Annotated in this window: 21 protein-coding genes and 1 tRNA gene; 14 read left to right on the top strand and 8 right to left on the bottom strand. The window is 33.1% G+C overall.

Features of this window, described 5'->3' with window-relative positions:
• Positions 1-55 precede the first annotated feature (55 nt).
• Positions 56-2,356 (top strand): lipopolysaccharide assembly protein LapB, encoded by a 2,301-nt coding sequence (locus tag DK508_RS15795; protein ID WP_109301757.1) that lies wholly within the window; start codon positions 56-58, stop codon positions 2,354-2,356.
• 278 nt (positions 2,357-2,634) lie between these two features.
• Here the strand turns inward: DK508_RS15795 and DK508_RS15790 are convergent, their stop codons facing one another.
• Both DK508_RS15790 and DK508_RS15785 read right to left on the bottom strand, forming a co-directional pair.
• On the bottom strand, positions 2,635-4,623 hold the full coding sequence (locus tag DK508_RS15790; protein WP_109301756.1) for a S9 family peptidase: 1,989 nt from the start codon (positions 4,621-4,623) through the stop codon (positions 2,635-2,637).
• A gap of 194 nt (positions 4,624-4,817) precedes the next feature.
• The gene (locus DK508_RS15785) at positions 4,818-6,539 is read right to left on the bottom strand and encodes an AraC family transcriptional regulator (protein ID WP_109301755.1); all 1,722 of its coding nucleotides are present in this window, start codon (positions 6,537-6,539) and stop codon (positions 4,818-4,820) included.
• A 372-nt stretch (positions 6,540-6,911) separates the two neighbouring features.
• Here DK508_RS15785 and DK508_RS15780 point away from each other — a divergent pair, with 372 nt between their 5' ends.
• From DK508_RS15780 to DK508_RS15775, 3 genes are all read left to right on the top strand, one after another.
• Entirely contained in the window at positions 6,912-7,181 is a 270-nt protein-coding gene (locus DK508_RS15780; protein WP_109301754.1) for an HTH domain-containing protein, read from the top strand.
• Positions 7,182-7,312: 131 nt separating this feature from the next.
• Positions 7,313-7,489, top strand: coding sequence for a hypothetical protein (locus DK508_RS21205; protein ID WP_160114741.1), 177 nt, complete (start codon positions 7,313-7,315; stop codon positions 7,487-7,489).
• 13 nt (positions 7,490-7,502) lie between these two features.
• Complete coding sequence (locus tag DK508_RS15775) at positions 7,503-8,033, top strand: RNA 2'-phosphotransferase (protein WP_160114740.1); 531 nt, start codon at positions 7,503-7,505, stop codon at positions 8,031-8,033.
• Positions 8,034-8,158: 125 nt separating this feature from the next.
• Here DK508_RS15775 and DK508_RS15770 read toward each other — a convergent pair.
• Both DK508_RS15770 and rseP read right to left on the bottom strand, forming a co-directional pair.
• Positions 8,159-8,232 (bottom strand) — tRNA-Asn (locus tag DK508_RS15770).
• Between the two features lie 95 nt (positions 8,233-8,327).
• Positions 8,328-9,647: an RIP metalloprotease RseP gene (gene rseP / locus DK508_RS15765; RefSeq protein ID WP_109301752.1), complete on the bottom strand. Its 1,320-nt coding sequence runs from the start codon at positions 9,645-9,647 to the stop codon at positions 8,328-8,330.
• A 155-nt stretch (positions 9,648-9,802) separates the two neighbouring features.
• Here rseP and DK508_RS15760 point away from each other — a divergent pair, with 155 nt between their 5' ends.
• The 4 genes from DK508_RS15760 (at position 9,803) to DK508_RS21380 (ending at position 13,117) form a co-directional block, all read left to right on the top strand.
• Positions 9,803-10,477, top strand: a complete 675-nt coding sequence (locus DK508_RS15760; protein WP_109301751.1) for an SCO family protein — start codon at positions 9,803-9,805, stop codon at positions 10,475-10,477.
• A 105-nt stretch (positions 10,478-10,582) separates the two neighbouring features.
• Complete coding sequence (locus DK508_RS15755; protein WP_109302737.1) at positions 10,583-10,810, top strand: FeoA family protein; 228 nt, start codon at positions 10,583-10,585, stop codon at positions 10,808-10,810.
• 15 nt (positions 10,811-10,825) lie between these two features.
• On the top strand, positions 10,826-12,922 hold the full coding sequence (feoB, locus tag DK508_RS15750) for a ferrous iron transport protein B (RefSeq protein WP_109301750.1): 2,097 nt from the start codon (positions 10,826-10,828) through the stop codon (positions 12,920-12,922).
• Between the two features lie 39 nt (positions 12,923-12,961).
• Positions 12,962-13,117, top strand: coding sequence for a hypothetical protein (locus DK508_RS21380; RefSeq protein WP_200831878.1), 156 nt, complete (start codon positions 12,962-12,964; stop codon positions 13,115-13,117).
• A gap of 3 nt (positions 13,118-13,120) precedes the next feature.
• On the opposite strand, the gene DK508_RS15745 is transcribed toward DK508_RS21380, so the two are convergent.
• Positions 13,121-14,047, bottom strand: coding sequence for a DMT family transporter (locus DK508_RS15745; protein WP_109301749.1), 927 nt, complete (start codon positions 14,045-14,047; stop codon positions 13,121-13,123).
• Between the two features lie 48 nt (positions 14,048-14,095).
• Positions 14,096-14,512: a hypothetical protein gene (locus DK508_RS15740; RefSeq protein WP_109301748.1), complete on the bottom strand. Its 417-nt coding sequence runs from the start codon at positions 14,510-14,512 to the stop codon at positions 14,096-14,098.
• A gap of 99 nt (positions 14,513-14,611) precedes the next feature.
• On the opposite strand from DK508_RS15740, the gene DK508_RS15735 reads away from it, so the two are divergent.
• Complete coding sequence (locus DK508_RS15735) at positions 14,612-15,751, top strand: lycopene cyclase family protein (RefSeq protein WP_109301747.1); 1,140 nt, start codon at positions 14,612-14,614, stop codon at positions 15,749-15,751.
• Positions 15,752-15,754: 3 nt separating this feature from the next.
• Here the strand turns inward: DK508_RS15735 and DK508_RS15730 are convergent, their stop codons facing one another.
• Positions 15,755-16,492 (bottom strand): TerB family tellurite resistance protein, encoded by a 738-nt coding sequence (locus tag DK508_RS15730; RefSeq protein ID WP_109301746.1) that lies wholly within the window; start codon positions 16,490-16,492, stop codon positions 15,755-15,757.
• Between the two features lie 215 nt (positions 16,493-16,707).
• Here DK508_RS15730 and DK508_RS15725 point away from each other — a divergent pair, with 215 nt between their 5' ends.
• The 4 genes from DK508_RS15725 to DK508_RS15710 all read left to right on the top strand — a co-directional run bounded on the left by DK508_RS15725 (position 16,708) and on the right by DK508_RS15710 (position 19,689).
• Positions 16,708-17,118, top strand: coding sequence for a BrxA/BrxB family bacilliredoxin (locus DK508_RS15725; RefSeq protein WP_109302736.1), 411 nt, complete (start codon positions 16,708-16,710; stop codon positions 17,116-17,118).
• Positions 17,119-17,267: 149 nt separating this feature from the next.
• Positions 17,268-18,008, top strand: a complete 741-nt coding sequence (locus DK508_RS15720; protein ID WP_370443851.1) for a lysophospholipid acyltransferase family protein — start codon at positions 17,268-17,270, stop codon at positions 18,006-18,008.
• A 12-nt stretch (positions 18,009-18,020) separates the two neighbouring features.
• Entirely contained in the window at positions 18,021-19,022 is a 1,002-nt protein-coding gene (locus tag DK508_RS15715; RefSeq protein WP_109301745.1) for an acyl-ACP desaturase, read from the top strand.
• Positions 19,023-19,035: 13 nt separating this feature from the next.
• The gene (locus DK508_RS15710; protein ID WP_109301744.1) at positions 19,036-19,689 is read left to right on the top strand and encodes an HD domain-containing protein; all 654 of its coding nucleotides are present in this window, start codon (positions 19,036-19,038) and stop codon (positions 19,687-19,689) included.
• Here DK508_RS15710 and DK508_RS15705 read toward each other — a convergent pair whose 3' ends face one another.
• Positions 19,690-20,763: a PA0069 family radical SAM protein gene (locus tag DK508_RS15705; RefSeq protein ID WP_109301743.1), complete on the bottom strand. Its 1,074-nt coding sequence runs from the start codon at positions 20,761-20,763 to the stop codon at positions 19,690-19,692.
• Between the two features lie 130 nt (positions 20,764-20,893).
• On the opposite strand from DK508_RS15705, the gene DK508_RS15700 reads away from it, so the two are divergent.
• Positions 20,894-21,877, top strand: a complete 984-nt coding sequence (locus tag DK508_RS15700) for a toll/interleukin-1 receptor domain-containing protein (protein ID WP_109301742.1) — start codon at positions 20,894-20,896, stop codon at positions 21,875-21,877.
• The last annotated feature ends 10 nt before the right edge of the window (positions 21,878-21,887 follow it).

Raw genomic sequence — 21,887 nt, 5'->3', positions numbered from 1 at the left:
CATACAGGTAGAAAAACTACCTGTATGGGGTTTGCTGTTTAAAAAGGTAAGAGGGATGAAAAAAATATTGGTTTTCTCATTATTACTATGGGTGTTTTCTTCTTGCAGTGTAAGCAAGATGAATACGAATGGATTTAAAAAAATTGATCAAGGCAAGTATGTAAAAGCTGAAAAAAAGTTCAAGAATGTTTTAAGTAAACATCCTGATAATGCTGATGCTTACTATGGTTTAGGAGTTGCTTATCGAAAACTTGAACATATCGAAAAATCGCTTATTTTTTTAAGTGGTGCCATCGAATTAGGTAATCAAAAAGCAATTAGAGAAAGGGGGGAAGTATATTATACACTATCGCATAGGCATAAAGGTCCTTCAGAAAAATTGAAATTTATGCTGTTAGCAATGGAAGATGTAGCTGATATTGATAAATCGTTGCAGAAATATCCAGAGATCGTATTAAAAAATGCCCAGCATCAAATAAAGAAAAACGATCCGCAACTGGCATTAGAACAAGTAGATCATCTAATGCAGTATGTAAGAATAAATACCAATGTTGATTTAAAAAAGGCGCAACTCACAAAATACCAGTTACTTCTGGATGTATCGCGATATCATTTTAAAAATAAGAATTTTAAAAAAGCGCATACATATGTCGATGTTGTATTAAACTCGAATATATCTGCTATAGGGAAATTTCAAAAAAATGCACAACAACTAAAAAGTTCCATTTTTAAGACACAATCAAATATTGCCTATCGTAATGATAATTTTCCGCTTGCGATACAGTTTATAGATAAAGCAATTAAGTACACGCCTAATCAAAAAAAACTATATGATGATAAGACGATAATTTATTTTGAATTTTCTAAAAAGTTATATCGAGACGGGGCATTAGAAACTGCTCTCGAAAACGTGAATTCTGTAGTTAATTATGGTAACAAAACGATGGCAACAAAAGGAGTTCGGTTAAGAGCTCAGATTTATTTTGCGATGTCAAAAAAAGAAAGCACAGTCGATGATCAAATTATATTTGCGGTATTGGCATATGCCGATGACCTTAATAATGCCGAGATCACAAACTATCTTACAGATTTATACCTTACCAAAGCAGTTCAATCATTGCAAAACACAGCTACATATGATGATGCATATGCAGCGGTTAAAAAAGCTTCTGAGATTAATTCATCATATCGTAATATACTTTATCTTCTAGAAAATGCTAGTAATACAACTAGGTTTAGTAGTGTGAATGTCGAAATGGCCAAAGCTGAATTGCATGCATCTTTATTGAGATATACCAAGGCAATTCAAATCCTCGAAAATATTAGCACCACAAACTGGAATACGATTGCAAAAATAAAATACGCGTTGGCAAGATATCACACTGTTACCGGGGATTATCAAAAAGCTTTAGGACTATTACAAGAATTCTATTATTCAAACAACCTTAGAAGTTATTATAAAACGTATCGCAGGTTGGCAGCTTCAGAAATAGATTTTCTTCCACTTCAAGAAAACAGAACATTTTATAGATGGTTTAACGGGATAAATAGAGTAAGATTTGAACTTAATAAAGTATCCAATATCCCTAAAGGCGATCCTGGGGTTTTTAGAAAAAGTGATCCGATTGTTCAGATCTTTCATAAAGATACTCGATTGCTTACTACCCTCAAACAAGAAGATGTTGTAGAGCTAAATTTTCCAAGCAATTATTATTATGCCGTTTTTGATTATGATTTTGATGAAAGTTTGATTTTTAAGGTTATAGATATGGATTTAGATGATGATGATCTTGTGGCATATGGCGCGTATAGCGAATTGTATCCTAGTGCTTTGCAAAGATGGGAGTTAAAGATTATGGATATGACTAGTGAGAGAAGAGATAATTCGGTACGAGTGAATTTCTCATTAACAGATGCTTCTCATCTAGATTATACTGTTTCTAGCTGGAATGGTATGCCACAAACCCCATGGCTGCTATCTATTTTTAAATCTAATACGAATGATGATCAGTATTCAAAAATGGCTGTAGACTATTATAGTTTGGCTTCTATGAGTGCAAGGGAATTACAAAATAAACTAACATTAAAGGGATTTGCCTTTAGATTAGTCCCTTGTTCTATTATGCTTGGTGTATCATTAAATGTAAGAGGCTTTTTACTTAGACAGGTAGCATATTTAGTCTTTTCGGGATTTAAGGATAATACCTTTTCTTCAGAATATTTTGTGCGAGATGGTTTTATCGAATATATGGCCGACAAATTAGAAAACGGATTAATTATTAACCTTAATAATGTAAGAACATTTTGCGAATGTGTTTCGGGAAAAGTAATCGAAGAGTGGAAATTTAAAACGTAGCGGTAAGTGACACAACTAGAAAAGCCTTGAGAAAAAAATCTCAAGGCTTCGTATGATTTTTTATAAAAAGGAATATAGGCTAATTCCAATTACATAAAAATCCCATGTTTCCTAAGTCGTAATCAAGGCGGTAGCATTACGATTTTAAGAATTAAATAAGAAAACTTTATGAAATTGGATAAAATCCAAGCACTAGAGAATGAACTTCTTTATAAAGGCGCTAAAGGATAAATACCTGTTTTTTTATTGGTTTTAAAATCGGGGTCTTAAAGACCTGTTTATAATTTGATATATGAATGTATAAACTTAAGTTCGGCTTTTACTTTTGCCAGTTTGCTCGAGGGTTTTCTATAGATATGACCTTCTCCTTTGTATATTAGTAATTCGGTTTTGATACCTCTATCTTTTAGAGTGTAATACATACTATAGGCATTCATGGTAGGTACTCGCACATCTTTTTCGCCATGTGTAATTAATGTAGGTGTATTTATTTTGGTAGCATTATAAATCGGACTTTCTTTTCTATATAATTCTGGATTTTGCCAAGATTTTATTCCTTCATAACGAACAAACTCAGAGACATCTCCATCACCTACGCCAACATCTGCAAATTCATCCCAAACCCCACAACTGGGTAGTGCTGCTTTAAAAATATCGGTCTCTCCTATGATCGAATTTGTAAGTGATCCACCATAACTTGCTCCCTTAACGATCATATTATTTTTATCTACCCACCCTTGATCTATCATGTATTGCACACCAGTAATAATATCATCTGTTGGCTTTGTTCTAGGTCCACCATTAATAGCATCTATAAAACCTTGTCCCCTACCTGTGCTACCTCTATAATTAGGAAGCAAAGCAACAAAACCTTTTGATGCCAGTAAAGAGGGGTAGTAATAATATTGCAATCCTCCTAGAGTGATCGATTCTGTTCTGCTGGACCATGGCCCACCATGTATATCTACTACCAAGGGCAAGTTTTTGGCTCTTTTTTTACCAGGAGGCCATATAGCTACACCTTCGATAATCTCTCCATCAGAATTTTTCCAGGTAATTTTCTCTATTTCTGGAGTGTTATAAGCGTTTAGGTTTGTATTAAAATCACTAATCTTAATGGGGTTGTTTAACTCTTTAACAGATCTAGCGATATATACTTCTTCGAACATATTATTTTTGATCATTGAAAAAGCCATTAGATTTTTACCTCTATTCAAAGTAAAATTCATGATCCGGCCCTTTAAGTCTGTAATTTTTTCAAAGCCGCCTTTTTTGTATTTGAAAAAATTAGAAGAAGTCGATATGTTAGAGCTAATGATTGTTTCTTGATTTTTCCATTCGACTAGACTGCTAATACTTCCATCAAAACTTGTAATCCATCTTTTTCTAGTACCCGTTTTTAGATCGGTCAAATACAAATCATCATCAGAGATTGTATAGGTTTTACTTTCGGGATTACCACTAAAAAGCGAAAGCACTTTATCATTAGAAAGCCACCAAGAATCATCCCAAATCTTATCATTGGTAAGTTGAAGTTCTTGTTTTCCGGTTTTGCTATCAATGATATAGGTGTGAGAATTTGCGTACGTTTCGCTACTATAAAAATTAGGACGGTCGTAGTTTGTATAAATCATTTTGCTCTTATCAGGAGAAATTTCGAAATAAGAAACATTCACTGGTAAAGTGAATAGAGAATCTATAACCTCTGATCCAAAACAAAAACTTTTAAAGACCGTATGTCTAATTACTTTTTCTTCAGGAAATTTGAGGGTAATAGAATCCTTTTTTGTTTTTATAGGAGTAAAAGTATTATAGTATATCACTGTGTTATCATCTAAGATCGTAAAGTCTGATATTTTTTTTAATGTTGCTCTATTTGCAAATAGTGGCGTAATTAATTTTGGGGTTAAGGAGGATACTTTAAAAAGATCACTGCCCAAACTATCTTTGGATTTAAAAACTAAAAAATCACTGTCTTTAGTCCATTGTAAACGTGATACAGTATTGTTATAAATGGGGATTTCATTTTTTGATACTACTTGTGCCTGATCATTTATTTCATAGTGCCACAGTCTTTTTATCGTTTTGTTTTTATCAAAATCGTCATTGCGAGTTATTACTGCAATATACTTGCCGTTGGGAGAAACAGAGACAGACGAAATATTGATTTGCGAAAGATACTCTTTAACAGGGTAGCCTGCTTGTTGAGCAAAATTATAGCCAAAAGATAATAAGAGGAATAACGATAAAAATAGGATTCTTTTCATTAGTGTTTTTGTGATCAGTGATTTTTGATCTGCTAATATCCAGAATTAAATTTTAAAAACTATGCAGTAGTTGGGTTAATGTTTATAATCAATCAACTACTATGAGGAATCACCTAAGCTTACAGTTTTTTAATCAAAATTTTATAACCAATGTATACTAATGGAGTAATCTGAAGCTATTGTTAGTAGTTTCTTTAAAGACATGTTTTATCTAATTCCTTAATAAAGTACGAAGGATAGATTCCTGTTTTTTTGTAGAAAGCTTTTGAGAAAGCTTCAGCATTATTAAAACCGATATCTTGAGCAATAGCTTTGATGGTATATTTTCTAAAAATAGCATCTGTTCGTAATCGATCAATCACAAAATCGATTCTTAGATCATTGATATAATTGCTAAAACTTTTTTCTTTAAATGTATTAATTACTTTGGATAGATAGCTAGAGTTTGATCCAAAGCTTTTGGCTAAATCTTTAGAGTTAAGCTTAGGTTTAAGATATCCTTTATTTTTTTCAAACTGTTCTAATTGATCTATGAGGTTGTCAAAAGCTTCTTTGTTAATGCCTCCAGAATTAGAAAGAGTATTAGCACTTAAAATTTCATTTTTTTGACTACGATCTTCAGTCTCATGCAGCAATTTTAAAAACCGTTCTTTATACCGTTTTTGTCGATAGTAATAATATCCAATACCAACGATACTTAACCCTAAAAGAATTAGCATAATTATATTTTGAGTAGACCTTTTATTGTTTTCTTTTTCTAACGAAGTAATTAACTTTTCTTTTTCTTCAAGTAAAATGGGAGTGTCATATTCTTTGATGAGTCGATCGTTAATTGAATTAAAATTTCTGAATAAAACACTATCTACGCTTAATAGTTTGTTAATGTATATGAGCTGATTATGTCCATCATTTAAGGATTTATAATAATTTATCAGTTCTACATATGGTAGCCTACTTTCTGGAATGAAATAGTTTGAACTCCTAGATATCGAATCTGTTTTTTTAAAATTTGAAATGGCCTCATTGATTAATCCAAGATCTTGGTTTGATTTTCCTAAATATAAATGAGCTTCTATAAGATTAAAAGTTTCTGCATATACTTCTTTATCATTGTACAGTTTTGGGAGAATTTTTAGTATTTTCTTCTTAGCAACTAAATATTTTTGATCATGATAATCTAGAATTCCATCATTTAAATTAAATAGAAAATGCAAATTTTTCCCTTTGGATAATTGAATTCCTTCTTTATTAAGAATCTTAGCCGAATCTATTTGCTTATTTAAACGATATGTTGAAACTAATTCTGTTAAACTATTTAGATAACCAATACTATCCCATTTTCCTTTTTTAGTAATCATATTTAATCTTTCATGAACAAGACATTCATTAAGTAACTTCTTAGCTTCTTCATATTTCCCTAACTTTCTTTTTAATAATGCTATATTATGCTTAAGAATATATATATAGGTAATATTGTTTTTTTTCTTTGTATGTTCCAATGCTACTAAATAATCATTAAGAGCTTTTTTAAGATTTCCTTGATTATTATGGTGCAATGCTCTTCTGTTATAAAACACTTCTGGCCAATATGTTCCTTCAATATTTTTAGAATAAATAATGGTAGAGTCTAGAGCTCTGATTTTTCTGATATCCCATGTGTCGAAAAGCCAACTAAGCCTAGAAAATGCACCAACAATTACTACACTATCATTAGATTTTTTAGCATTCGCTAGAATAGTTCGAAGATATATTTCAGCCTTTGACTTGTCCTTATCTTTAATTGCATGATATGATATACCTAGTTCTTTATTTGTTTTTCCTTTTAAAGAATCTGGTAATACAAAAGACTGCCCATACCCCAAAGTGGATATAAAAATTAAAATGATGGTATATCGTGTTGTGATTGTAAAAGGCATAACAAATACTTTTTGTTTGGGATCAAAAGTATCTAATTCTTGATATAGAAATTAAAAATACGCACTCAATAATTATAAATGCTTCACGGATTTTATAAAAACCGACTTTGTGGCGATGATTTCTTTGTATAATTATGTGTATAGAATAAGTATTGAGTTGTTTTGCTTTAAACTGCTGTAAATTAAATACTTAATAATTTATTTGATTGGTCGAGTTTTATAAAAACCGAGATACTTCTCTTGTATCCAACCTAACCCTTCTCATACATTTGTCTCAACAAAACGCAAACGTCCTATTCTTATCTCGAGAAAGAAAGTGACTTCATAATTGCAAAAAAGTAATAGTACAAACAAAAACAAAGGGAACACATTATGAATGTTATTATCAAACAAATAGAATTAATAGAAAGAGTTGATCAATTGATACGTCTACAGGCAACAGGTTGCCCAATAAGTTTATCCCAAAGATTAGGGGTTTCTAGAACAACATTGTATCGTCTAATTAATACCATGAAAGAGCTCAATGCTCCTGTAACATATGATCCGGCAGCACAGAGTTTTGTGTATGAAGAGGCAGTGGGATTTCAGTTTGGGTTTTATGGTAGAGGAGTTATTCGAAATACCTTAATGAAGCATAGTTGAAATACTTGAATGTTAAAGCAATTCGAAGTGAAAATTTACCCGGTTTTTTATAAATCCAAGCGACTTTCTTTGTTTTAGGTTAGATGTTAAGTTTATATTTGATTTAAAGAAAGTGTTACAATTAAAAATATGTGTTTGCATCTATAGAACCAAGTGGACTTCATTTTGAGACAAACATGAACGAAGAGGAGTGGTTATTATGGAAAGCCAAATTCAAGAAAATTGCAACAGAAACTCTTGGTTTTAAAGTAGGAGAGATAGAAGAAGGAGAAGTAGGATATGAAATTGAATGGATAAAAAAATCGTAAAGAAGAAAATATAGTGCAGACCGAAATTAGCAAACTCATAAGTTATTGGTTACGTCACAACCCTAAAGACGCAAATATTGTATTAGATGCTTACGGATGGGCAAATATCGAAGATGTTTTGATGGCTTTAAAAGTTGAGAATATAGAATTAACCAAAGCTGATTTGATTGAGTTAAGCCAGCGTTTTGATAAAGTGAGATGGAAGATAGATGTAGAAGCTAGCAAAATTAAATCTACTCATGGGCATTCTATCAAAGTAATTCAAGAAGCACCACCACAAACGCCTCCCAAAATACTATATCACGGTACCGGGATTAAAAATATGGATAGTATTGCCAAAGATGGTCTTAAATCAATGCAACGGCAATATGTACACCTTGCAGAGACTATAATCATGGCAAGAGATATTGGTAGTCGGCATGGTAAACCTGTTATTATAGAAATTGATACTACAAGGCTACTCAATGAAGGGTGGCATTTTTATAAAACAGAAGAAGATGTGTGGTTAACGAAAAATATCCCTGCCAAATATCTTGATTTTTAGAAAACGCTACGGCGCTATTCATCCTATTTTATTTGATATTTCGGTTAAGGTGAGCGAGTAATAATCCAACAAAGCTATCCAAAAACAAAAAAGCCTCAACTTGAATAAGTTAAGGCTTTGTTTTGCTCCCCCTCTTGGACTCGAACCAAGGACCCTCTGATTAACAGTCAGATGCTCTAACCAACTGAGCTAAGGAGGAAAATGCTTTTGCAAATATAGAGTGTTTTTCTCTTTTTGCGAGTGCAAATATATACTATTTTTTATTTCTCAAAAAGATTTTTTCACTTTTTTCTTCTATTTAAAAATTGCACGGTAGATATCATTACCATTTGCAAATAATAATAAGGAGATAAGGATAATAAAACCAACAAGTTGGGCATACTCCATAAATTTGTCGTTTGGTTTTCTACCTGCGATAATTTCATATAATAAAAACATCACGTGTCCACCATCAAGTGCGGGGATTGGTAAAATATTCATAAACGCCAAAATAATCGAAATAAAGGCTGTTGTACCCCAAAAGGCTCTCCAGTTCCATGCATCAGGAAAAAGATTTCCTATGGCTCCAAAACCACCAACCTGGCTAGCTCCTTTTTTGGTAAATACGTATTTAAACTGTGCGATATAGTCATGTAAGGTCCAATATCCAAAATCAAAACCTTTTACAATACTTTCTCCAAAAGAGTATTCTCTATTCTGAAATTTAAAATCTGATTTTGGGTATACGCCAATAATTCCTTCTTCATCCGGTGTAACCTCAATTGTGTTCTTAACACCATCTCTTAGGTATGCAATACGTAAAGCCGATTTGGTAGTATCTGCATTTTTGAGAACGTTAAAATCACTCCAATAGCGTACCTCTTTATCATTAAGGCTAACGATTCTATCTCCTTTTTGAAGCCCTGACAGGTCTGCTGGAGTTCCTTTTACAATACTATCCAAAACAGGAGCAGTAATTGGTGTAAAAGGTCTTAATGTACCCGATTCGAACATTGTGGTCCCAATATCTTCTGGGATTTGTATGGTTTCTTTTTGCCCATTTTGATGTACAACACTAATATCTTTTACATCTCGCATAAATAAATAATGGTTGATCTGGGTTACATCTTCAAGATCTGCACCATTTACCTGCATTACTCTATCTCCATCTTCAAAGCCTAATTCTTTAAAAGATTCTGCAACGGCAAAACCTTTTGGTAAATCTTCGAACCCCACATGATTGGTTCCCCATGTATATATCATAGCCATATAAATCAAAAACCCAAGAATGATATTTACTGTAACACCCCCAAGCATAATGATTAAACGTTGCCAAGCTGGTTTTGATCTAAACTCCCAAGGTTGTGGTGGTCCTGCCATTTGCTCCTTGTCCATACTCTCATCGATCATTCCTGCAATCTTTACATAACCTCCAAGGGGTAACCATCCGATACCGTAAACGGTTTCTCCAATTTTTTTCTTGAAAAGCGAAAACTTTACATCAAAAAAGAGATAGAATTTCTCTACTCGAGTTTTAAATAATTTGGCTGGTATAAAATGTCCTAACTCGTGTAAAACGATTAGGAATGATAAACTTAATAGTAGCTGTATAGCTTTTACAAAAAATGGACTCATAGGTCGTATTCAAAATTTAATCTCGCAAAAGTAACCTTTTAGAAGGGTTTTAAAAAAAAACAACCCTTTATATCACCAGATTTAGTATTTTTTTAATGAAAACAAGGTTTTTATACGTAATAAACCTTGTAATTTTGCGGTCAGAAAAGTAGAGGATGTTACAGTTTTTTTCAAAATATAAGTTTTTTGCAGTAGTACTTTTTATACTATCTGCAATTATCGTTTCTATTATTTATACGATTTTAAAACCAAACAAAAGATTACCTGTATATGCACCAGAAATGGTAAATACAGAATTGGTAGATAGTACAGTGCAGTATGTTCGTAAATACCACAAGGTTGCCGAGTTTGAACTCATTAATCAAAATGGCCAGGTAATCACACACAACAATTACAAGGATAAAATTTATGTAGCAGATTTTTTCTTTACCACCTGCCAAACCATTTGCCCCATCATGACCGGGCATATGAAAGAAATTCAAGACCGTATTAAAAATGATAGTAAGGTGCTTTTGCTTTCACATAGTGTAACACCAAAAATTGATAGTGTAGCGCGCTTAAAAAGATATGCTATCGATAAAGGGGTCGATGATACCAAATGGAATTTGGTTACCGGGGATAAAAAACAAATCTATGATTTGGCTCGTAAATCGTATCTAGCTGCAAAATCTGATGGCGATGGTGGCCCATATGATATGGTACATACCGAAAATTTTGTGCTTGTAGATACCAAAAAACGGATTCGAGGATTTTATGATGGCACCAATCCAGAAGCTATTGATCAATTACTAGAGGATATTGAAGTTTTGAAGCAAGAAAATGAGGAGTAATGTACTCCTGAAATTAAATGTTAGCACTATTTAGAAAAATTTAGCTTTTGGAATACATTTTTTTGCCCTACTTTTGCCTTGTTTAAAATTAATCTAAATAAATTCTTGAAGACTACAATTGCTAATCTCAAAAAAGGTCAAAGAGCTTTAATAAAAGAAATTACTTCTGATATCATTCCGCTAAAGCTATTAGAGATGGGTTGCCTACCAGGTAACGAGGTGCAATTGTTGCAAATGGCTCCGTTTGAATGCCCAATTTATCTTAATATTAATGGTAGTCATCTTGCGATCCGTAAAGAAATTGCAGCTCAGATAGAAGTTCAAATTATTTAATAGCAGTTTCTTTTTATGGCAAAGCAAATTAAAGTTTCACTTATCGGAAACCCTAATACGGGAAAAACCTCTGTTTTTAATTTGCTCACAGGGCTTAACCAACAAGTAGGTAATTATCCTGGGATCACTGTAGAAAAAAAAGAAGGGGTATGTAAACTATCTCGTGGTGTAAAAGCACATATCTTAGATTTGCCAGGGACCTATAGTCTTAACGCTTCATCTCTAGATGAAAATGTAGTTATTGAGTTATTACTTAATAAAAAAGATAAGGATTATCCAGATGTGGCGGTAGTGGTAAGTGATGTAGAAAATCTAAAAAGAAACTTGTTACTGTTTACCCAAATCAAGGATTTAGAAATCCCTACGATTTTGGTAATCAATATGGCCGATCGTATGAACCGCAGGGGGATTACATTGGATATTCCATTGCTCGAAAAAAAGCTTAACACCAAAATCGCATTGGTGAGTGCAAGAAAAAAAGAAGGAATAGATGGGCTTAAAAAATTAATCGAATCCTATACCGTATTATCAAAAAAACCTTGTGTTGATGCATTATCATTTGCGCCAGATTATTTTGATAGACTACAAAAAGCATTTCCTAATCAATCATTGTATAAACTATGGTTGGTGATTACGCAAGATGTAAACTTTAGGAAATTTGATAAACAGGTTGCCGATATAGCTCCGGATTTTAAAATTAAATCTGAAAGCGAACTGAAGCGATTGCAACAAAAAGAAACCATAAAAAGATACCAGTTTATTAATAATGTGCTGAAAGAAGGACTGGTTGTAGATGAAAAAGCAGCTACTGGTATGCGAGAAAGACTAGATAGAGTACTCACTCACAAATTCTGGGGGTATTTTATATTTTTCGCAATCCTGTTATTAATATTTCAAGCGATTTATGATTGGTCCTCCTATCCGATGGATCTTATAGACGAAGGGTTTGCTTGGCTTAGTGAATTTACCAAATCAATTTTACCGGCTGGACCCTTTGTAGATTTAATAACCGAAGGAATTATACCTGGGTTAGGAGGTATCGTAATTTTTATTCCGCAGATCGCATTTTTATTTCTATTTATCTCTATTCTAGAAGAAAGTGGCTATATGAGCCGTGTGGTATTTTTGATGGATCGCGTAATGCGAAAATTTGGATTAAGTGGTAAAAGTGTGGTGCCGTTGGTTTCGGGAACTGCTTGTGCTATACCAGCAGTAATGGCTACTCGTAATATCGAGAACTGGAAAGAACGGTTAATTACCATTTTAGTAGTACCATTTACCACATGTTCGGCAAGATTACCCGTATACCTTATTATTATTGCATTAGTAATTCCTGATGAAAAAATAGGATGGATTTTTGGATATCAAAGTCTTACTCTTATGTTTTTGTATTTTCTAGGTTTTGCTGCAGCGGTTGGCTCTGCTTGGATACTTAATAAGATGCTCAAAATTAAAAGTAAATCATATTTCGTAATCGAAATGCCTAGTTATAAGGTTCCATTGTTTAAAAATGTAGCGATTAACGTAATTGAAAAAACAAAAGCTTTCGTTTTTGGAGCAGGAAAAATAATATTAGCAATTTCTATCATATTATGGGTTTTGGCAAGTTTTGGTCCAGGGGATGATTTTAATAATGCCGAAGAAATTATAGCGTCTACTCATGCAGATCTGCCCCAAGAAGAACAAGAAAATGAAATAGCTTCGTATAAGCTAGAGCATTCTTTTATCGGCTATGCCGGAAAAGCAATAGAGCCAATTGTTGCTCCATTAGGATATGACTGGAAGATTGGAATAGGAATCATTAGTTCTTTTGCTGCAAGAGAGGTATTTGTAGGTACATTAGCTACTATTTACAGCGTGGGTAGTGATGAAGAAGAAACCATAAAAAATAGAATGGCCGCAGAAGTAAATACAAAAACTGGCGGACCATTATTTGATTTGGCAAGCGGTATATCCTTATTATTATTTTATGCTTTTGCCATGCAATGTATGAGTACACTTGCTATTGTGAAAAGAGAAACTAATAGTTGGAAATGGCCAATGATCCAATTGTTCTTTATGAGTGCTTTGGCGTATAGTATATCATTAATTGCGTATCAAATTTTAAAATAAATACGTTAGGTTTTCGTATTTTTATACGACAGAGTGGATATGAATATTCTAATACAAAATATACTGGTAATTCTTGTTGTGGCGGTTGCCCTAGGATTTTTAATTAAAAAATTCGTTTGGAAACCTTCTTCAATAACCATCGGCAAAAAGAAATCTTCGAATTCTTGCGGAGATAATGGTTGTGGGTGCCATTAATTACTAAGTCTGCTTTTTCTGAAACCATTTTAAGGGGCCACTACTAATTAAATACACTCCTAAGAAAATAAGAACGCAGCATAACAATTTTGTTACATTGATATCACCTTTATATTGACTATTTACCACTAGATAAGAAACCAAAGCAACTAGAATCATAGCTACAGCAGGTTGTACATAAATATAGCTACTAGATACTGTAGGTTTTACATATTGCAGTGCGAACATGTTTAGTAAATATGCCAAAAAAGTAGGGCCTACTACTACATAAAACAAAGAGATCCAATTAGAAGTTTCAAAAGAAGTAAAGTTGGTGTGAATTAATTTTTCAATACAAAAAGGAAACATGCTAATAAAACCAAATAAGAACGTCCAGATAATTACAGTGATTGGTTTGTATTTGGACATTAATGGTTTTACAAGAACCAGGTAAAATGCAAATGCCAAAGCATTAATAGCGATAAAAATATTACCAGTAATAGATCCTGTTCCCACACCAGAGTTGCCTAAATAAATTAACAATACCGCTCCTAGGCCCCCTATAGTTACTCCTAGAATTCGTTGCGTTGTTAAAGCTTCTTTCAATAAAAAATAACTGATAATGACCGTAAAAATGGGCATGGCCGTGATAATAATGGCGGCATCTACAGGAGAGGTAAGACTTAAACCATTCATAGAAAAAAATTGGTTGGTGGCTACCCCCAAGAAACCACATAGAGCAAGTCTAGGAATGTCTTTTCTATCTACTTTTTCTTTAATAAAAAGTTTAAGTATTAAAAATAAAATACCGGCACCACTAATTCTAAGAAATACTAAAGCCGAAGCTTCAATTTTATGCGGCATCAAGCCTTTTGCAATAAGATAGTTTGCGCCATAAATCATATTTACGCTTAATAAAGCAATATGAGCTTTTGCTTTATTAGAAATCATATGGTAATAAAAACTAAAGTCATTGAATGTGTAATTTGATTCATGGTCTTATTTAACAAGCAACTCTATATAATATTCTTTTGGATCGATTTGTGTTTTTGATGATGGATATGGATTAATATTATGTCCAAACACCGTTTTTTTATCGGTAATCAATAGTTCTTTAATCTGGTTTGGATTAATGTTTTTGGCCCCAAAAATAAGTTCTTTGGTTGCGGTTAACGTGTTAGACTCATAAATTTCTACTGTTGCTTTAACTTCTCCTGCCCAAATACAAGTAGCATCAGATGGGCATCTAGAATCTCCATAAACTTTTATAAGTTTAATGCTTTTAGTGTCAAACTCTATAGTATTTCCAACCTTTAGTTTACAAATGATCTTGGGAGTATCTGCTTTGAGTGTTTCCTGAGCATGTAAACCTATGGCGCATAGAATAAATAGAAAGAATATGACAACTTTATTCATGATTCATATAATGATGACGCTAAAGATATATAAATCCTATCTAAATAGTCGGGATTATAATCAATTTACTGATTTTTCGCTCTATATTTATCACTCACTATGCAAAAGTATAATTATATAATCACAGGTATGGGCGCTTCTGGCCTTATGCTGGTAAATCGTTTGATTTCGGATTCTTTTTTTGATCAAAAAAAGATCTTGTTGATTGATAAAGAAATAAAAAATCAAAATGATCGTACCTGGTGTTTTTGGGAAAAAGATAATGGTGAATGGGATCAAATTGTGACCAGAAAGTGGGATCATATTTACTTTGGTAGTGAAGGGTATTCTAAAAAAATTGAAATTACTCCTTATCGCTATAAAATGATTAGGAGTAGTGACTTTTATAACCTCATAATACAAAAGATAAAGGAAAATCCTAATATTACGGTTGTTACAGAACGGTTGAATTCATTAAAAGAGATTGATAATTTTGTTGAGGTTAAGACTGATCAAAATACTTATGTAGGAGAGAAAGTGTTTAATAGTATCGTGTTAAACGATGCCTACAAAAATCAAACACAGTTTCCAGTTTTAAATCAGCATTTCGTAGGGTGGTTTGTAAAAACAAAACAAGATGTTTTTGATCCTAAGACAGCTACTTTTATGGATTTTACTGTAACACAAAAGGGAAATACTAGATTTATGTATGTCCTGCCTACATCCAAAAAAGAAGCGCTTTTAGAGTATACTTTATTTTCAGAAAAGCTATTGCCAGAACACGAATATGAAGAAGAGATTAAGAATTACCTCGCCAACAAGGGAATTACCGAATATGATATTATAGAAAAGGAAAAAGGATGTATCCCAATGACTGTGTATTCATTTGATAAAAGTAACTCTAAGAATATACTTCATATCGGTACTGCAGGAGGGTGGACCAAACCTAGTACAGGGTATACATTTTATATATCATCAAAAAAAGTAAAACAACTCACTAGATTTTTAAAAACTAAAAACGACTTATCTCAATTTCAGAAAAGAACAAGGTTTTGGTTTTATGACCTACTCTTTTTGGATGTGTTGTACAAAGAGAACGGTATTGGATCGCAATTGTTTTCTATCTTATTTAAGAAAAATGATGCTAGAAAAATCCTTAAATTCTTGGATGAAGAAACTTCTTTTGTAGAGGAGATAAAAATTACAACAAGTTTACCTAAACAAAGATTCTTAAAAGCACTTTGGAGAAGGGTGTTTTAATTATCAAGCAATTCCACGTTCTTTTTTAATTTGATCATAGGCTTTTTGTACTTCTCTAAATTTTTCTTCGGCACCTTTGATATGAATTTCATCCATATGTTGGATTTTATCCGGATGATATTTTTTGGCCATGGTTCTAAATGCTTTTTTTACCTCGGCATCACTGGCATCTTTTTCAATTTCAAGAATTTTATACGCATGATCCCCAGTTTTAAAAAACATGGCTTTGATACTTTCAAAATCTCTTAAATTAATCCGCAAAAACCCAGCTATTTTACGAATCTCTTCAGCTTCAGAATTACTTACACTTCCATCTGCATTGGCAATGCCAAACAAAAAATGAAGAATCTGGAGTCGAGAAGGATATCGGGTATGTTGATTAATATACATACAGATACGCTGTGCTGAAACATGCCTGTTTTTAATGATCTCATTAAACGTTCTAAAAGTCGCATTGGCGCGCTCTTTGCCATAAGCACTAACAAAATAACGCCTTACATAATCCAGTTCGGTCTGATTAATTTTACCATCGGCTTTGATAACCATCGAAGATAACGAGAGTAAATTAAGCTCAAAATCTGCAGGAGTAACCTCGGGTTCTTGAGAAAACACTTTTTTAAATCCGCCACCACTTTTGCCAGATGTTGTGCTATCAAGAAGACTCCCTAATATAAAACCCAGAACCGCTCCTGGGAATCTAAAAAACACATATCCTAGTATGGCAATAAACCATTTAATCATTCAAAAACAATTTTTTTGGGTTGTAAAGATAACCTGAATTATTCAAACATAATTAAGGTTCTATACTATTGGTCAATATAACATCCTTTTTGTTACTGTATTGAACTCATAATGTTAGTTAAATCATGTTTTTACGACTACTTGTCAGTTTCTATTATATGGTACATAATTTGTACCTTTGCATAAAAATTTTAAACGAAAAAATATTAAAATATATGTATCCAGCAGATTTAGTTAAACCAATGCGCGAAGATCTAACCAATATTGGTTTTGAAGAATTACAAACAGCAGATGCAGTAGAATCAGCAATCTCAAAAGCAGGAACTACACTAGTAGTAGTAAATTCTGTTTGTGGTTGTGCTGCAGCCAATGCTCGTCCAGGAGCAAAAGCATCATTAAATAACACCAAAAAACCAGATAACCTAGTTACTGTTTTTGCGGGAGTAGATAGAGAAGCAACAGATAAGGCACGTGGATTTATGGTTCCTTTTCCTCCATCATCACCATCTATGGCATTGTTCAAAGATGGAGAATTGGTACACATGTTAGAGAGGCATCATATCGAAGGAAGACCGGCAGATATGATTGCAGAAAACCTTATGGATGCTTATAATGAGCACTGCTAAGAGATAGGCAATTTACATGCTTTAAAAATTTTAAACCGTTTGCCGTTGCAGACGGTTTTTATTTTGATAAAACTGTTGGTTTACTTGAAATAATGTAAGACCTTGCGAGACGATTACACAAATCAAATTTTAATAATTGCACAGAAAAAATGGAGGCGATAAAAAGGATAATAAGTTATCCGTTTTCAATAATTTTCTACCTGTTTTTTGGGTTAACACTAGTAGTTTTTCAACCGTTACAATGGCTAGGTAAAAAGCTGGGCGGTAGATCAGGGCATAGAGGAGTAGTAAACATTATGAATCTATCCCTACTGCGATGTTTACATTTTTTAGGAGCCACGTTTAGCTATAAAAATATACATAAACTACCAAAAGATAAACCATTAATTATTGTTTCGAATCACCAAAGTATGTTTGATATCCCAATGATATCTTGGTATTTGAGAAAACACAAGCCAAAATTTATTTCTAAGATTGAATTAGGTAAAGGAATACCTAGTATTTCTTTTAACTTAAGGCATGGAGAGCATGTATTGATTGATAGAAAGAATCCAAAGCAATCTATCCCTGCATTATCTAAGTTTGGTAAATTTATAGTAGATAATAATTTCTCTGCTGTTATTTTTCCTGAAGGGACAAGAAGTAGGGATGGGAAACCAAAGGAGTTTGCACCAACAGGCTTAAAAATATTATTCAAAAATGCACCAAATGCTTTAATCCTTCCAGTAACGATAAATAACAGCTGGAAATTGGTGAGATTTGGTAATTTCCCTATGGGTATAGGGGTGCATTTAACACTAGAAGTACACGAACCAATACCAATTGATAAAGAACCTGAAATATTGCTTAAAAGAATAGAAGAAAGGATTACTTTAGCAATAAGAATGTAATACACTACAACTATGGCCATTGATAATATAAGATTAGAGGTAATGCAACTACTGGAAAAGAAAATAGAATCTTTTATAGATAAATTTTTGATACCAATAGATAAAGTATGGCAACCAACAGATTTTTTGCCAGACTCGCAAAATGAAGATACCTTTTTTGATGAGGTTAAAGAGTTAAGAGAACTGGCAAAAGAATTACCATATGATTTTTGGGTAGTTTTGGTAGGAGATACAATAACAGAAGAAGCACTACCTACTTACGAATCTTGGTTGATGGATGTAGAAGGGGTAAATCAACACGAAAATGGTAAAGATAATGGTTGGGCAAAATGGGTGCGTTACTGGACCAGTGAAGAAAATCGCCATGGAGATACTTTAAACAAATACTTATACCTATCTGGGCGAGTAAATATGATAGAGGTAGAGAGAACTACTCAACACCTTATTAATGATGGTTTTGATATTGGAACCGATAGAGATCCATACAAGAACTTTGTGTATACAAGTTTTCAAGAATTAGCAACGAATATTTCTCATAGTAGAGTGGCAAAATTGGCAAAAGATTATTCTAATAAATCGCTTTCTAGAATGTGTAAAATTATTGCTGGGGATGAGATGCGTCATTATAATGCATATAGCGAATTTGTGAAGAATATTTTTGAAGTAGATCCAAGTCAAATGATGATCGCTTTTAGCGATATGATGAAGCATAAAATTGTAATGCCGGCTCATTTTCTTAGAGAGTCTGGAGACGCCATAGGAACCGCTTTTGAAGAGTTCTCTTATGCTGCGCAACGTCTAGGGGTGTATACCTCTCAAGATTATATTGATATTATGCAACGCTTAATTGATAAATGGGAGATTGATAAAATAGTAGATCTAACAGATGAGGCAGAGAAAGCTCGTGATTTTGTTATGAAATTACCAGCAAGAATGCAGCGTATAAGTGAGCGATTGGTGATCCCCGAAGAAGTTTTCGAATTTAAATGGGTGCAGCCTGCATTGGTGAAATAATTCTAAATAGGGTATGACAGCTGAAGAGGTTATCGGTAAAACTGTTGATTTTGTAAAAGAAAGCTTGCAAAATGCCGAAGGAGGACATGATTGGTTTCATATCGAGCGAGTATTTAAAAATGCCCAATTGATATCAAATGAAGAAGACGTTGATCAAACAGTAATTGCTTTAGGAGCCTTACTTCATGATATAGCAGATTCAAAATTTCATGATGGAGATGAATCTGTAGGCCCCAGAATAGCAAGAACGTTTTTAGAAGATATTAATGTGCAATCAAAAACAATAGATCACGTAATTAAGATTATTGAAAATATTTCTTTTAAAGGCGGCAATGTTGATCAAAAATTTAGATCCCCAGAATTGGATGTCGTTCAAGATGCAGATCGGTTAGATGCTATAGGAGCAGTTGGTATTGCTAGGTGTTTTAATTATGGAGGATTTAAGAATCGAGCTATTTATGATCCAGAGATTCTTCCAAATCTCAATATGACCAAAGAAGAATATAAAAACTCTGCCGCACCAACGATCAATCATTTTTATGAAAAACTATTGTTACTCAAAGATCGAATGAATACAGAAACAGGTAAAAAAATTGCAACACAACGACATACCTTTATGGAGCAATATCTGGATCAGTTTTATAAAGAGTGGAAAGGTCAATTGTAATTAAAATAATTTCAATTGTCCGTCTTTGTACTGCTCATGTAGATCGCAATTCAATTGTATTTTTTCAGAAACAGGAAAATATTTTTTTCGAGCTAATGCAAAAAGCTGATTAATCTGCTCTGCAATAGTTCCTGATCCTCTCATGCGTCTACCAAATTCATTGTCATTTAAACTACCTTCATGACATTGCATAATTTGATGAAGAATCTTATCCTTGCGATCTGGTAATGTTTGTTCTAACCATTTTTCAAAGATCTGGCCTATAGCGCCGTTTAATCGTACAATAGTATACCCAAAATTTTTGGCACCTCTGGCTGCTATTTCTTTAGATAAAGGTAGTATTTCATGACTGTTGATAGAAGGGATAATTGGGGCTATCATTACATTAGTAGGTATGCCAGCAGCATTTAGTTTCTCAAGAGTTTCTAATCTTTTTTTAATACTTGCTGTTCTTGGTTCTAATATGCTACGTGTTTTTTCTTGTAAAGTAGTAATAGATAAAAAAACGGCTATCAGATTATCTTTGGCCAGTTCAGTAAGAATATCTATATCCCTTTGTATTAAAGCATTTTTGGTAATGATGCCTACAGGGTGCTTGTATTTTAGGAATATTTCGAGAAGTTTACGTGTGATTTTTAGTTTTTTCTCAATAGGCTGATAGCAATCTGTATTTCCAGAAAGTGAAATAGGGTAGGCCTTCCAGTTTTTGCTCTTCAATTTTTGCTCTAGCAATTCTGGAGCATTTTTTTTGACTAATATTTTACTTTCAAAGTCTAATCCAGCTCCATAACCCCAATATTCGTGAGAGTTTCGGGCATAGCAGTATACGCAGCCGTGTTCACAACCTTGATAAGGGTTAAGAGAATAGAGCATCCCGACATCTGGGCTTGTAACTTTATTGACAATAGTTTTAGGAAAAGTGGAAATGTATGAGGTTTGCGGTTTATCTATAGATTCACCTTGTTCGAGACAATAGTTTAAAAAATCATCTCGAATTTCGTAATGATTTTCTGAAAACTTGTTATGAACTTTTCCTTGAGCTCCTCTTCCTTTAATGCGTTTTGTTGGTTTCATGAGTATGGTCTTTTTTACGGTTTAAAAGTAAAACTTTTGTTGGAATTTTTCCTAGTAAAAATGGAAATATTCCAAATAAAGAAAGTAATTTTGTATAAGTCGGTTTTAGGTCAAAAAAAATAAGTCAGTGATGAAAAATAATAGCTATGAGTACGATGTTGCGCTCTCTTTTGCGGGAGAAAATCGGGCATATGTAGAGGAAGTTGCAAATAGCCTGAATATGAAGGGAATCAAAGTGTTTTACGATGCTTTTGAAGAAGCTAGTCTGTGGGGTAAAAATTTGTATGAGCACCTCTCGGATGTCTACCAGAACAAAGCCAGATATACCGTGATGTTTATTTCTGGTTTTTATAATCAGAAATTATGGACTAACCATGAGAGAGTTTCGATGCAAGCCCGAGCATTTCAGGAGAGCCGCGAGTATATATTGCCGGCCAGATTTGATGATACAGAAATCCCTGGAGTGCTAAAAACGGTGGGCTACATCAATCTTCAACACAAAACTCCTGAAGAATTAGCCACTTTGATCGAAAGGAAAATTACTAAAGATCAAACATTTTTCAGAAAAAGATGGTCGAAACTCTCTACCATGATTAGTCCGAAACCATTTATTTTTTCGATTAAAATTGTGAATCAAAAAAATAAAATGATTAAAAATGCAAAAGTAGTATTGATTGCAGGGAATTCAACATATCTAGAAGGAAATTCAGACGAAAATGGATTAGCACATTTTATTATTAGAACCAGAAAATTGTATACAGTTCTTGTTGCACATCCAGAATATCCATCAGTAATTTTTAGGAATATTAATCCAAAAGAAGATATAGAAGTTACCATAGATAAAACAGAAGGGTCTGGTTCTGCGATAATTAATAAAACAACACAGTTAGCAGGGTTAGAAGGTAAAATAGAACCAGTTGTAAAATCGAATAAGAAATTTGCTCTAAACGCAGATAACATTGCGATTAATGGTGGCGTGGATCAACCTTATGATTTTGAGTTAAATAAATCTTTATCCTTAGAAGATAATGGTGGAAATATTATACATTTAACTTTCAGATTTTTTCAAGGAAGAATTGCATTGGTAGATTATTATAAACACAAATTCATTTAAACTAACTCAA

Origin of the sequence: Aquimarina sp. AU474, assembly GCF_900312815.1 — a bacterium.
GTDB lineage: Bacteria > Bacteroidota > Bacteroidia > Flavobacteriales > Flavobacteriaceae > Aquimarina.
This window is presented reverse-complemented; position numbering and strand designations above follow the sequence as displayed.